Annotated in this window: 16 protein-coding genes; 8 read left to right on the top strand and 8 right to left on the bottom strand. The window is 46.4% G+C overall.

What is annotated here, in order from left to right:
* Window positions 1-5: 5 nt before the first annotated feature.
* Both sctN and Q0307_RS10135 read left to right on the top strand, forming a co-directional pair.
* Window positions 6-1337 carry a type III secretion system ATPase SctN gene (sctN, locus tag Q0307_RS10140; protein WP_298660140.1) on the top strand — a complete coding sequence of 444 codons (1332 nt, stop codon included), beginning with the start codon at window positions 6-8 and terminating at the stop codon, window positions 1335-1337.
* Entirely contained in the window at window positions 1334-1774 is a 441-nt protein-coding gene (locus Q0307_RS10135) for a YscO family type III secretion system apparatus protein (protein WP_298660137.1), read from the top strand. Before sctN ends, Q0307_RS10135 begins: the two co-directional genes overlap by 4 nt.
* Window positions 1775-1790: 16 nt before the next feature.
* Here the strand turns inward: Q0307_RS10135 and Q0307_RS10130 are convergent, their stop codons facing one another.
* Together Q0307_RS10130 and Q0307_RS10125 are read right to left on the bottom strand one after the other, a co-directional pair.
* Entirely contained in the window at window positions 1791-2465 is a 675-nt protein-coding gene (locus Q0307_RS10130; protein ID WP_298660135.1) for a Fe2+-dependent dioxygenase, read from the bottom strand.
* Window positions 2465-3331, bottom strand: a complete 867-nt coding sequence (locus Q0307_RS10125; protein ID WP_298660132.1) for an SDR family oxidoreductase — start codon at window positions 3329-3331, stop codon at window positions 2465-2467. The genes Q0307_RS10130 and Q0307_RS10125 overlap by 1 nt, the downstream gene beginning before the upstream one ends.
* 12 nt (window positions 3332-3343) lie before the next feature.
* On the opposite strand from Q0307_RS10125, the gene Q0307_RS10120 reads away from it, so the two are divergent.
* Window positions 3344-3652: a non-heme iron oxygenase ferredoxin subunit gene (locus Q0307_RS10120; protein ID WP_298660130.1), complete on the top strand. Its 309-nt coding sequence runs from the start codon at window positions 3344-3346 to the stop codon at window positions 3650-3652.
* Here Q0307_RS10120 and Q0307_RS10115 read toward each other — a convergent pair.
* Window positions 3649-3999 (bottom strand): DUF5329 family protein, encoded by a 351-nt coding sequence (locus Q0307_RS10115; protein WP_298660128.1) that lies wholly within the window; start codon window positions 3997-3999, stop codon window positions 3649-3651. The genes Q0307_RS10120 and Q0307_RS10115 overlap by 4 nt on opposite strands.
* A gap of 100 nt (window positions 4000-4099) precedes the next feature.
* Here Q0307_RS10115 and Q0307_RS10110 point away from each other — a divergent pair, with 100 nt between their 5' ends.
* Window positions 4100-4552, top strand: a complete 453-nt coding sequence (locus tag Q0307_RS10110) for a flavodoxin family protein (protein WP_298660126.1) — start codon at window positions 4100-4102, stop codon at window positions 4550-4552.
* Here the strand turns inward: Q0307_RS10110 and Q0307_RS10105 are convergent.
* The 3 genes from Q0307_RS10105 to Q0307_RS10095 all read right to left on the bottom strand — a co-directional run bounded on the left by Q0307_RS10105 (window position 4549) and on the right by Q0307_RS10095 (window position 7161).
* On the bottom strand, window positions 4549-5358 hold the full coding sequence (locus tag Q0307_RS10105) for a sulfite exporter TauE/SafE family protein (protein ID WP_298660123.1): 810 nt from the start codon (window positions 5356-5358) through the stop codon (window positions 4549-4551). The genes Q0307_RS10110 and Q0307_RS10105 overlap by 4 nt on opposite strands.
* Window positions 5351-6646: an adenosylmethionine--8-amino-7-oxononanoate transaminase gene (gene bioA, locus Q0307_RS10100; RefSeq protein ID WP_298660121.1), complete on the bottom strand. Its 1296-nt coding sequence runs from the start codon at window positions 6644-6646 to the stop codon at window positions 5351-5353. Before bioA ends, Q0307_RS10105 begins: the two co-directional genes overlap by 8 nt.
* Before the next feature lie 86 nt (window positions 6647-6732).
* Window positions 6733-7161, bottom strand: coding sequence for a hypothetical protein (locus Q0307_RS10095; RefSeq protein WP_298660118.1), 429 nt, complete (start codon window positions 7159-7161; stop codon window positions 6733-6735).
* A gap of 206 nt (window positions 7162-7367) precedes the next feature.
* On the opposite strand from Q0307_RS10095, the gene Q0307_RS10090 reads away from it, so the two are divergent.
* Window positions 7368-8495 carry a CaiB/BaiF CoA-transferase family protein gene (locus tag Q0307_RS10090; RefSeq protein WP_298660116.1) on the top strand — a complete coding sequence of 376 codons (1128 nt, stop codon included), beginning with the start codon at window positions 7368-7370 and terminating at the stop codon, window positions 8493-8495.
* Here the strand turns inward: Q0307_RS10090 and Q0307_RS10085 are convergent.
* Window positions 8492-9412 carry a LysR family transcriptional regulator gene (locus Q0307_RS10085; protein ID WP_298660113.1) on the bottom strand — a complete coding sequence of 307 codons (921 nt, stop codon included), beginning with the start codon at window positions 9410-9412 and terminating at the stop codon, window positions 8492-8494. The genes Q0307_RS10090 and Q0307_RS10085 overlap by 4 nt on opposite strands.
* A gap of 102 nt (window positions 9413-9514) precedes the next feature.
* On the opposite strand from Q0307_RS10085, the gene Q0307_RS10080 reads away from it, so the two are divergent.
* On the top strand, window positions 9515-10384 hold the full coding sequence (locus Q0307_RS10080; RefSeq protein WP_298660111.1) for a DMT family transporter: 870 nt from the start codon (window positions 9515-9517) through the stop codon (window positions 10382-10384).
* Here the strand turns inward: Q0307_RS10080 and Q0307_RS10075 are convergent.
* Complete coding sequence (locus Q0307_RS10075; protein ID WP_298660109.1) at window positions 10356-11573, bottom strand: MFS transporter; 1218 nt, start codon at window positions 11571-11573, stop codon at window positions 10356-10358. The two genes, Q0307_RS10080 and Q0307_RS10075, sit on opposite strands and share 29 nt — an antisense overlap.
* Before the next feature lie 100 nt (window positions 11574-11673).
* Here Q0307_RS10075 and Q0307_RS10070 point away from each other — a divergent pair, with 100 nt between their 5' ends.
* The gene (locus Q0307_RS10070) at window positions 11674-12579 is read left to right on the top strand and encodes a LysR family transcriptional regulator (RefSeq protein ID WP_298660107.1); all 906 of its coding nucleotides are present in this window, start codon (window positions 11674-11676) and stop codon (window positions 12577-12579) included.
* Window positions 12580-12605: 26 nt separating this feature from the next.
* On the top strand, window positions 12606-13133 hold the full coding sequence (locus Q0307_RS10065) for a hypothetical protein (RefSeq protein ID WP_298660105.1): 528 nt from the start codon (window positions 12606-12608) through the stop codon (window positions 13131-13133).
* Window positions 13134-13168: the final 35 nt, after the last annotated feature.

Raw genomic sequence — 13168 nt, 5'->3', positions numbered from 1 at the left:
AACTTATGTCTTTAGAATACATTCCTACACGCATGAAAGCAGCTATTAAAAGCCATAACATGCTAGTTCTGCATGGGCGAATTGTGCAAGTCACCGGAACCATCGTGCGCGCCATTATTCCTAAAGTGAAACTAGGTGAACTCTGCATGCTGCGCAATGGCAGTGATGAACCGCCCGTCCCTGCCGAAGTGATTGGCTTTGAACAAAATATTGCTTTGCTTGCTCCTATTGGGGATATGCAAGGTGTCTCTGTGCATACTCAAGTCACTGCGACTGGGGAAATGCTACGAGTTGGGGTGGGGGAAGATTTAAAAGGCTGTGTGCTAGACGGTATTGGGCGTATCCAAAGTATGGGCGGCAAATCAGATATTGCCATTCAAGAATACTATCCTTTATATGCCTCACCGCCTGATCCCCTGACTCGGCAAATGGTGCATGAGCCTTTAGTTTTAGGTATTCGCGCCTTAGATGGCTTAATTACCTGTGGAGTCGGTCAGCGTATTGGTATTTTCGCGGGTGCAGGTGTGGGAAAAAGCTCACTCCTCAGTATGTTAGTCAAACATGCTGAGGTAGATGTTTATGTGATTGCTTTAATTGGTGAGCGTGGCCGTGAGGTGCGCGAATTTATTGAAGAGTCCTTAGGCCCTGCAGGGATGGAACGCACCATTTTAGTAGTTGCGACCTCCGACCGCCCACCGATTGAACGTTTAAAAGCCGCGTATGTTGCCACGGCAGTCGCCGAATTTTTCCGTGATCAGGGCAAAAAAGTCTTATTAATGATGGACTCACTCACCCGCTTTGCACGCGCCCAGCGTGAAATCGGTTTAGCGGCAGGTGAAGCCCCAGCGCGGCGTGGCTATCCACCATCGGTCTTCTCGGAACTACCTAAATTAGTTGAACGTGCTGGTTGTGGTGCGCAAGGTTCTATCACTGCTTTTTATACCGTGCTGATTGAGGGTGACGATATGTCTGATCCGGTGGGTGACGAAGTGCGCTCCCTTTTGGACGGGCATGTGATTTTATCGCGTGATTTAGCCTCCTCGAATCATTATCCAGCGATTGACTCTTTAGGAAGTCTAAGCCGTTTAATGCAGCGAATTGCAGCTCCGGGTCATCGACAAGCCGCTGCCCATGTGCGCAAGCTGTTAGCTAAGCATAAAGAAATCGAATTCTTAGTGCGTGTTGGTGAGTATCAACGCGGGGCTGATCCACAAGCGGATGAAGCATTGGATAAAATTAATGCAATCCACCAATTTTTGAAGCAAGACCCCGATGAACACTCCAGTTTTCAAGAAACCGTTGGACGTTTAATGCAAATTGCTGGATTTACGGGATGAGCCTTGTTGAGCTACAAAAGATTCGTGAACGCCGCTTGGAAAAAAAGCAAACTGAAGTCATGCAGTGTAAACAAGCGGTAGTAGACGCTGAAAGAAACTTGGCTCAAACCATTGTCAAAGTTGACCAATTTCGGCAGTTTCGCCTGACTCACCAAGAAGAATTATTCAAAAGCCTACAATCACAAACTTGCACTTCCCAAGCGATGCAGGAATATCAAACCAAACTAGTTGCACTCGCGCAACAAGAAGAACAATTACGTGCCGCTATCCCTAATGCCCAAAAATTACTGGAGCAAGCTAATCAAACCCTTGCTAAAGTACGTGCTGAGATGAATGCTTTGGCCATTAAGAATGAGAAAACTAAAGAAATTGTCGAAACTCAGCATAAAGCTGAAGTGCAATTAGCGCTTTATACCGAGCAAAATCAAGACCCTTAATTTAGTACATTCACTCTTAAACCTCACTCCACATTCTTACTAAGTTACTATAAGCGGTGCTGAGTTGAGCAAGCTCTTCACTAACGGGCATTTTCGTCAATAGCCCTTCACGTGCTTGTGCTAATTGATAGAGTAATTCACGCTGCTCTGCATTTTTCACTAAGCTTTGCGCCCAAGTTACCGCCACTAACCGCTCACCTTGAGTGACTGGTGTAACTTGATGCCAAGTATTGGAAGGATAAATTACTGCAGAGCCTGCAGGAGCTTTAATAACTTGTTCACCAAAAGAATTGCGAATCACTAACTCCCCCCCCTGATAGTCTTCAGGGTCATTTAAAAAGATAGTGGTCGATACATCACTCCGATAGCGCCCCGACATGGGACCCATCACAGGATCATCAATGTGAAAGCCATAGCCCATGCCAACTTGATAGCGCACATAAAAGGCACTGGCTACACGCAAAGGCAAAACCGCTGCTTGATAGTGCGGATGCTGAACTAAAGCCGCCATCACAATTGCATCTAAGCGGCGGCGCTGCGGACTATTCGTGGATAATTCTTGATTGTGCTTCACCTGTTGCGCTTCTTTGCCAGCAGATAATTTACCATCTAGAAAATCAGCATGACGCAATAAACCCTGTACTTCCTGTAAGCGTGCTACATCTAAGAGCTTAGGAATCACTAATAACATTAGACCCTCCTCATCGCCTTTAAGCCATCGGCTAGGCTTGGATACAAAAGCTGTATATTTAACTCTTTTAGCAGCTTAGCATTATGAATCCGGCGCGACTCTTGTAAATACGTTAGCATCCCTGCACTCACCGCACGACTTGCCTCAGCTAAACTCACTTGTGGTGGTCTTGCTAGCTGGGCAAAGTCTGCAATCTGATTAAAATAATCTGTCATCGTGGAAGGATGTCCATCACAGGCATTGTAGATGCTGCGTTGAGGAGCAACTTGCATAGCTTGCACACAAATCCGTGCTAAATCATCAGCATGAATCCGATTCGTATACGGCGCCTCAGCTTCTAATAAAACTGGCTCAGCACCTTGCAGACGCTTTAAAGGTAAGCGCTCGGCTGAATAAATCCCTGGAACCCGTAAAATTACCCAGTCACCTTGATAGGTTTCACCCCATTCTTGTAATGCAAGCTCAGCATCCAAACGACGTTTGGCTCGATCAGCCGTAGGCTTAAGCAGTTCAGACTCATCAATCCAACGTCCCTCACAATCGCCATAGACGCCGGTGGTCGAAATCAGCACAATTCGTTTGGGAGCTGTTTGCACGGCTAATAGAAAGCGACGTAAGCGACTATCAATCAAACCCTGATTCGGTGGTGGCATTAACCAAAAAATCTCTGCACCTTCAAAAGCATTGCGCGGGAAAAAACAACCTTGATCCAAATCGCCAAGGCGCATTTCAATACCTTGCTGCTCACCTAAAACCAAAGACTCTTGCCCACGCACCCAACCAGTAGCCTGTACGCCCTGAGTTTGATATAAACGAGCGACGCGGCGGCCTATATCCCCGCAACCCATTATCCATACTCTATTCATGAGCATCCCCCAATGATTGATGTAGGCAGTATAAACGAAATCCCTTTAGGCAAAACTAAGCGTGTAGAGCTAGACCAAGGGCAACGCGTACTGATTTGTAATGTGAACGGTGAATTATTTGCAGTCGATGATCACTGCACCCATGAAGATTCTTCCTTGTATTTAGGCTGTTTGAAAGGTGAGGTTATTCATTGCTCATTGCATGGTGGACAATTCAATGTAAAAACGGGCGCAGCCGTAGCTGAACCCGCCGAAGGTAAACTAAAAACTTATCGCTTGACCCTCAAAGACCAGCGTATTTATCTTGATCTGGACACTTAAAGCTTACGAAAGTTTTTTAGCTCAGTTAATAACCAATCTGCACTCGTTTGCTTAGCCTCATTGGGGCATTGCACTTGATAAGCTAATCCGGTTAATTCACTTTTGGTGGCACATAAACGCACGAAATCTTCAGCGGTTTTAATCTTGTCTTTAAAATAATCGTATTTGCGCTGCACATGCACAACCGCTTCGCTACCCTTATATTTCAGGCCATTGCGCTCATACTCACAAGGCGTAGCTCTGATGTAACTCAACAGATGCTGGATTTCTGTGTTGGCATCGCCCGCCCAAGCCTGCACAGCAAATAAGCTCCACAGTCCAACTAAACCTAAAAAGATACGCTGCATCGATGAAACTCTTATGATTAATAATCTTACACTTAGAAAGTTGCATTTTCGATAAAGTTCAGTACAGGACAGGGTAAATATTTACAGCTAAACTGAAAGTATGAAACCACTGCTGGTTATTGCCAATATACCCTCGCCCAATACCTTACAACTGCGCACTGCAGTTGCTGTGGGTGCTGCCTCCGCAGAAATTGAGCCGATCGTATTGACGCCGTTTGAAGCGCAGCCTGAACATATTTTGCAAGCAGGCGCCTTGATTTTAGGCACGACCGAAAACTTCGGGTATATGAGTGGTGCAGTCAAAGATTTCTTTGAGCGCATTTATTACCCTTGTCTGGAATCTACTCAAGGACTACCGATAGCGCTGTATGTGAAAGCTGGCAATGATGGCACTGGGGCTTTGACCAGTATGGAGCGAATTATTTTAGGTTTGCGTTGGCGGCAAGTCCAAGCGCCCTTAATTATGAAAGGTGAAGTGAAAACCGAATTTTTCGAGGCCTGTACCGAACTAGGCGCAGGCATGGCGGAAGGCTTGAAATTAGGGATTTTCTAGCGAGTTAAAATAGTGTGCAGCATCTTTAAGCTTAAGCCAATCAATAAAACTGCAAATACTTTTTTCAAAGTTGTCACTGGCAATTGATGCGCCAGTTTAGCACCTAAAGGTGCGGTGAAGACACTGACCAAGGCAATCGAAGCAGCAGCGGGCAAATAAATAAAACCGAAGGTGTATTTCGGCAAACCCTCAACCCCCATTCCACTCACTAAATAGCCTAGCGTGCCGGCTAGCGCAATCGGCAAGCCAATCGCAGCCGAGGTAGCAATCGCTTGCTGAATCTTCACATTACACCAAGTCATAAACGGTACTGACAAGGAACCGCCCCCAATCGCCACTAAAGCCGAGACCCCACCAATGATTAAGCCGACTCCACTTAGACCTAACGGGCTTGGTAATTGGCGTGAAGGTTTAGGTTTCACATTCAGCCACATTTGCACAGATACATAAGCCATAAAGACAACAAAGAAAATCGCCAACGGCAAAGAAGGAATATAAGCCGCAAGTAATGCCGCACCAAATGTACCCAGCAAAATCCCGGGGGTAATGCCTTTAACAATAGACCACTGAATCGCACCATGCTTTTGATGCGCCCGCAAACTTGACGCCGAAGTAACCACAATCGCTGCCATCGAAGTGGCGAGGGAAACATGTACCAAATGCTCAAAGGGCAAGCCTTGGACGGCAAACATGGCGGTTAAGGCAGGTACCATAATCCCACCACCGCCAACACCCAACAGACCTGCAAAAAAGCCAACTACTGCGCCCAAGGCCAAATAAGCCATAAACCATTGAACATCAATCATTTAAAATACTCTTCATTCCACGGGTTAATTGGCGTAAATCGACCTCAGACATTAAATAGGCAGGCATGATGTAAACTAATTTCCCAAAGGGGCGAATCCATACCCCCTCTTCGACAAAACGCGCTTGGACTTCAGCGACTTTGACTGGCTCATGCAACTCAATCACCCCAATCGCACCCAGCACACGCACATCCACAACTTTCGGATGATTTAAAACCGGCAATAATTCTTCCTGCAAAATCGCCTCAATCTGTTGAACTTGAGCCTGCCATGGCGACGCTAGTAGTAATTCAATGCTGGCACAGGCCACCGCACAAGCTAGCGGATTCGCCATAAACGTCGGGCCATGCATCAACATTGGGGCTTCACCTTGAGAAATCCCCATCGCGACTTTGCGGGTAGCTAAAGTCGCAGCCAAGGTCATATAGCCTCCTGTCAGCGCTTTACCCACACACATAATATCCGGGCTAATTCCTGCATGTTCTGAGGCAAATAATTTGCCCGTGCGCCCAAAGCCGGTAGCAATTTCATCCAGAATCAACAGTACTTCGTACTCATCACATAAGCACCGCACTTGGCGTAAATACTCCGGCGAGTAAAACCACATCCCACCCGCGCCTTGGACAATGGGCTCTAAAATCACCGCGGCAATTTCCGCTTGATGCGTTTTTAGTAATCGTTCGAATTCGATTAGATCCGCCGGATTCCAAGGCTCTGCAAAGCGAGTTTGTGGACGGGGTGCGAATAGCTGTTTGGGCAGAATACTTTGGAAAATATGGTGCATCCCATTCACAGGGTCGCAAACACTCATGCAGGCAAAGGGATCACCATGATACCCCCCGCGAATCGTAAGTAATTTTTGCTTATGGGCTTGGCCTTGCGAATACCAATACTGCAGTGCCATTTTGATCGCCACTTCAATTGAGATCGAACCCGAATCAGCTAAGAACACATGCTGCAGCGGTTCTGGGCTTAAATCGACTAGGTATTTACCTAAACGCGCCGCCGGTTCGTGAGCAAGGCCGCCAAACATCACATGGCTCATTTTACCCAGTTGAGTTTGGATAGCTGCATTCAAATAGGGATGATTATAGCCATGAATCGCACACCACCAAGAGCCCATACCATCAATCAGTTCGCGCCCATCTGCAAGCTTTAAGCGTACCCCTTGCGCAGACTCCACAGGATAACAGGGCAAGGGATTATGCATAGAGGTATAAGGATGCCAAAGATGCTCACGGTCAAACTTGAGCCAATCCTCGACTGTGTTAAATGTCGATGTATTCATAACAAACTACTGGGTGAGCCACAAAAAAACGGGGAGCAACCTGCTGGTTCTCCCCGCTTAGACTATAACCAAGTTTTAGCTGAGCGTCACTCTTGGCTAGTTGCTTGCCCAGTCACCATCGGTTGAGTGACAGCACCAGCCGCTTCAGGTTCAGCTTCTTCAATCGCTGGCACACCACTTTCTACAGTTTCAATCGCATCGGTTTCTTCTGCAGGCATATTTTCAGCAACACAAGCATCAACGAACTCAGGGATTTTTTCTTCTGCCACTTTTTCATCAGTCGCGAATTCTTCACAAGCAATCCGAATCTCTGCTTGCAGCTCAGCTAGATCCATTTCTGGATTCGCAGCCTCTAACGCATCGGCTGTTTCATCCGTGATTTCTGGCGCTTCTAAAACTTCTGCTGTGGCCTCAGTAGCTACGGGTAGATTAGTCGCACCCGCTGCGAACACGGGTGCTGTGCTTAGGCAAAAGAAAACTGCCGCGAGGACTAAGTTTGTTTTTGTTAATTTCATAATCGGTTTCCTGAATAATATATTTTCTAAATCTAATTAAAGCCCCAATCGGCGTAAAACTGCTACTGGATAGACTGAACCGCTGAGCTTAAGTTCCACACTGTGCTGGCTCTTATACGCCAGTCTATACAGGCTCGCAACAAGATTTCTGCACAGCAAATGCGCTAAACTTTAGGCTTTCCATTCTCTAATAAAAGGCGAAATTTATGACCGCAGCACTGTATCAGCTCAAAGTGATTGAAATGGCAGGCATTGGCCCTTGCCCTTTAGCTGGGCAACTACTGGCTGATTTAGGTGCTGAAGTCATTGTCATTGACCGCGCCTCAACACCCGTTGACCCTACTGAGATTAATCGTCGCCATAAACGCTCCATCGCCCTCAATTTAAAAAGCCCTGAAGGTTTAAAAACCGCCCAACAACTGATTGCCCAAGCGGATGTTTTAATTGAAGGCTTCCGCCCCGGTGTGATGGAGAAACTCGGTTTAAGTCCCGATGTTTGCCTAAGCGCTAATCCGAAACTAATTTATGGACGTATGACCGGCTGGGGTCAAACCGGCCCTTTAGCCCAAACCGCAGGACATGACCTGAATTACTTAGCCATTACAGGTGCGCTACATCCGATTGGAGTAGCCGATCAGCCGCCCGTTCCACCCTTGAATTTAGCCGCTGATTACGGTGGTGGCACGATGTTTTTATTACTCGGCATTTTAGCCGCTTTGTATGAGCGCAATACTTCAGGGCAAGGCCAAGTAATTGACGCAGCAATGGTGGATGGTGTCCCTGCGATGATGGGTTTATTGCATACTTGGTTTGCGCGCCAATGGTGGACAACCCAGCGCGAAGCTAATTTCCTCGACGGCGGTGCACCTTTCTATCGGTGCTATACCACGGCGGATCATAAATATCTGTCGGTTGCCCCCTTAGAGCCACACTTCTTTAAAGAACTACTCGCCAAAGCAAGTATTCCGGCTGAACACCATGCTAGCCAATATCACAAAGATAATTGGCCAGCACGCTCACAAGAATATGCCACTATCTTCCGGCAAAAAACGCTAGCCGAATGGCTGGCAATTTTTGAAGGTAGCGATGCTTGTGTAGCACCGGTTCTGGATTTTAACGAAGTGGAAGCGCATCCGCATAATGCGGCTCGCGGTAGCTTCGTGCGTGTGGAGAATGTCTTGCAATCTGCGCCGGCCCCACGTTTTAGTCGTACACCCGCCAAAGCACCGATTGCGCCGACTGCAGCGGGTGCTGATACTGATAGCATATTAGCAGAGCTAGGCTATAGCCCTGAGCAAATCGCCACTCTGCGAGCAAATGCCGCACTCACCTAAACAACAATAAACGCTGCAGCAAAGCGCTGCTTAATCACAACCTCAATCGCTTGCTGCAGGACTTGTTTAAATACACCAGCTTGTGGGCTAGGCAGATAGCTTAAATATAAAGAAGTTGTGAGTTTCTCTGTGAATTGAGGCAAAACACGCACGAGCTGCCCTGATTGCAATGCCTCTTTTATCGCAAAATCGACTAGTAGTGCTAAGCCCAAACTGGCTTTAGCACCCTCTTCTAAAGCAAAAGTGTTGCCTAAGACAAGTGTGCGATAGTCATTAGTGAGGCTCAAACCCTCACTCGCTAATAACTGATTCCAACTAAAATATTGCCCCAGTCCGCGTACCAATACTTGATGAGATTTTAAATCACTCAAACTATGCGGTGTTGGATATTGAATTAAATAAGTAGGACTTGCAACCACTGACTTATGTGCCTGAGCGAGTAGCTCATGTTGCAAACGCTCAGCATGGCTCACAGTACGAATTGCAAAATCAAAACCATCGGCAAGCAGATCGACCACGGCATCACTGACATCCAGATCAATTTTTAGCTTGGGTGCTTGCGTTTGTAGCTCTCTGAACACATAAGGCAGCACTTTACTCGCAAAATCAACAGGGGCGGTTAACCGTAACGTGCCGGTTAGAGTTTGCGGTTGCAGGCTTTGCAAAACAGACTCTAGGCGCTTTTCACAGGTTTGATATTCAGCTGCTAACTGTAAACCAGCATTCGTCAGGTAAACCCGACTCCCTGATTGCCGCACCACTAACAACACATCCAGTTTCATTTCTAATTGGCGAATTTGATAGCTCACTGCTGCTTGTGAAACGAATAAGCTTTCTGCGGCTAAGGTAAAGCTTTGATATTTCGCTACTGCAGCAAAATAAGGTAAATGCGCAATCAGATGAGCGGGAATCGCCATAAAATAAAATTTCTTTGTTTTTAAAATGAAAAAGATTCGTTTCATTTATTTTAGAGTAACTTGCACACTCGCTGCTATCAATTTTAGTGAAAGAGATAAGTCATGTCTGCTGTAGGTTTAGCCCTGTTAGGGTTTTTTAGTTTTACTTTGATGGATTTAAGTATTAAGTGGTTATTGCACAGCTACAGCCTGCTGCAAGTCACTTTTTTTAACTGCTTATTTGGTTTGTTTGGGTTATTAATTTGGACCTACCCAAACTTTGAGCTATTAAAAACTCGGCATCCGCGCATTCATATTTTGCGGGCTGTACTCGTGCTAATTGCAGATCTCCTAGCCTTTTATAGTTATGGAGAACTGCCACTGGCTGAAGCTTATACCTTGATTTTAACCATGCCATTATTTACGGCCTTGTTTGCTTTCTTACTTCGCCAAGAGCGCACCAAACCACGAGCCTTACTGTTCACTCTATTAGGCTTTATTGGCGTGTATATAACACTGAATCCCAGCTTTGGGAACTTGAAGTTAGCCCTGTTGACTGCTTTGGGTTGTGCAATTATTGAAGCCACTAGCTTTCTATTAATTGCACGCTATCGAGAGCAAGAAACACCACAAAGCTTCGCAGTGTATAGCCTGAGTCTAGTGGTATTAGTAACAGGCATTTATACCCTTTTCCATTACCAAGTTATGAGCTTAAGTGCATTGTCGATTAGTTTGGGTGGTGGCTTTTGCTATGCATTAGCTATGGCATTGGTGGTTTCCGCTTTTCATCGTGGCTCGCCCACAGCGGTCAGTAGTATGCAATATACCCAATTGCTCTGGGGCATGCTGCTGAGCTTTCTCATCTGGCATGAGCTGCCCAGTTGGCATGCCCTATGGGGTGGTTTACTGGTGACACTGGCAGGTTTGGGCCTACTGTATACGCAGCGTTCAAATACTAAAAAGATTAAACAGCAGCCACTACCGGACGCATGACCTTCACTTCTCGAATCGGTAAATTAGCCATCGCCGCCATCGCTGCTAGGGCAATATCCGCATACCACATCCAAGTAAAATCGCCGAAGTGGGTGATTGCCCAACCACCTAAATAAGCGCCGAGGAAGCCACCGATTTGATGAGTAAAAACGGTTAAACCAAATAGAGTTGCCAAATAACGCACTCCGAATAATTTACTCACAATTGCTGCGGTCGGTGGCACGGTTGCAAGCCAAGTGAAACCTAGGCCTATCGCAAAAATATAAAATGTCCACTCAGTGCGTGGCATCATTAAATACCAAGCCACTAATAAAGCCCGCGATCCATACATCGCTGCTAACACATATTTACTACGGTAGCGTGAGACACAATAACCTGCGTATAAACTGCCAAAAATATTCGACAGACCAATGATGGCTAAGGACCAACTCGCGACTGTTGCTGGCAAACCACATAAATTCACCTCACCGGGTAAATGCGTCACCAAAAAAGCGATATGGAAACCACAAGTGAAAAAGCCTAAATGCAACAGCAAATAGCTGGGATCTTTCATCGCTACTTTGATCGCTTGCCAGACACCTCCATCATTAATTTTTGGCGCAGGCACAAACTTCTCTTTACCCATTAAACGCGCAATCAGAGGTAAAGCAGCTAAGGTCAGCAACATCATCATCCACATCGCACCCATCCAGCCGAAGACTTGAATACACTTCTGCATAATCGGGGCGAAGACGAATTGACCGAAAGAGCCACCCGCATTAATCACCCCTGAAGCTTCTGCGCGTGCTTCCACTGGCAGACGTTGTGCGGCCGCACCAATTAATACAGAGAAACTCCCCGCTCCTGAGCCAATCGACATTAACAACCCTAAGGAGATAATTAAGCCAAACCCTGAACTCATGAAGGGGGTAATTCCTACGCCAATTGCTAAGAGAATTAACGCAAACACCAAAATTGCTTGTGGGCCATAACGATCTGAAAGTGCGCCTGCCACAGGCTGAATCGCGCCCCAAGTGAATTGACCAATCGCTAAAGCCAAGCTAATCGTGGTGATTGCCAAGCCCGTGCTGCTAGTAAGTGGATCAACAAATAGCCCTAATGATTGGCGTGTCCCCATCGTGACCATCAAAATCCCGGCTGCTGCTAAAGTCGTGAGTAGGACATCGGGTCTGCGTAAAGCCTGAAACATGGCTAATCCTGCGGTGTGCTTTAAAGTGCAGTTATTTTAGAGAGACAAGTGCGAAGAACATAGCTCATAATCAGCGTCACTCAGTCAACGGATTATTGACATGCAATGGCTTAGTAGTTGGGATAGTTTCGTAAAAACCGTCGAAACCGGCAGTATGAGTGCCGCAGCCTTACGCTTAAATTGTACACGCGCGCAAATTAGTAAACAAATCGGTGACTTAGAGTGCAGCTTCGGCGCGAAACTATTTGAGCGCGCGCATCGAAAATTACAGCTTACACCCGCAGGCGAAGTGTTTTATCAGCAAGCCCGCCAAACCTTAGTGGCAGTGCGCAATACCGAAGTGGCGATGCAAAATTTGGGGACGACTGAGCCGCAAGGCATTTTGCGGATTAGTGCAACGATAACTCTGGGCCGCAAATACTTAACGCCGTTGTTGCCACAATTCACTGAGCGTTATCCGCGCTTACAGTGTGAATTGATTTTGACCGATCAAATCTTGGATTTAGTGGAGCATAATCTCGACATTGCCTTACGCATTACCCGCCAACCGCCTGAAGATGTCGTTGCCAAGCGCTTAGGTGCACTCAGGCGCGCGATTTGCGCAACCCCAGACTATTTTCAACGCTATGGGATTCCCCAAACCCCGCCAGACTTAAGTGAACATCGCTGTTTTAGTTATCTGCTCATGGATAACTATCGTTGGCACCTTACCGATGCAGCGGGCTATGAATTTCATATTCCGATTCAGAATCGCATTCAATTTAATGAGTTGAGCAGCATTTTTACTGCAACGCTTGCGGGCGAAGGGATTGCGATCCTGCCACGCTATCTGTGTGGTGATGCGCTCAAGCAAGGATTGTTACAAGAAGTACTTAGTGACTACACGCCGCATCTGAATTTTGGTCAGTATCTGTATGCTTGTTACTCACCGAGCCGGGTACGTGTACCGAAAGTACAGATATTCTTAAGCGAGATTGAACATTTATTTAAGATAGCGCTCGAATAAACAAGAATAACTAGCGAGGATTTTTCATGTTTAAACCCACTTCCCTATTACTCAGCTGCGTCTTAGTGCTAACGGCTTCAATGGCACAAGCTGAAGCGTCTAACTCAGACAGCAAACTTGAAACTATTCTCACTGATGTCTTGCGCTATGATGCTATTAAAGCCGAGCGCGTTGGTAATTCAGGCAAAGCGATTCAAGCCTACATGCGCGCAGGTATTGTGAATAAAAAGCCGAATATCCGGGTCGATTACACCGACTATTATTTAGTGAAAAAACCTATAAGCTTCATGGGGCACGAACTCTTTATGATCGAAGAAGAGTATATGAGCAAATATATTGGTTGCTGTGTAAGTGAAGGGGCAGGTATTACTGTGCGCTTAAATGGCGATGATAACGCACTGAAACACTTTGCAAAAAACAATGCCTGCTCAGTAGAAAGCAAAGTGGATATGCCCGCGCAATTGAAGTATTTAGGACTCAAAGCAAAAGTCCCAATGGGTGATTATGTGACCCTAAGCTGCCGCGATCGGGATGTAGTCTTAAAAAGCGAATAAGTCTGAGCATTTAAAAACACCAAAGTCACAGACTC

This window comes from uncultured Thiothrix sp., assembly GCF_937873765.1.
Classification (GTDB): Bacteria; Pseudomonadota; Gammaproteobacteria; order Thiotrichales; family Thiotrichaceae; genus Thiolinea.
Note: the sequence above shows the minus strand (reverse complement) of the source record. Positions and strands in the feature narration are given on the sequence as shown.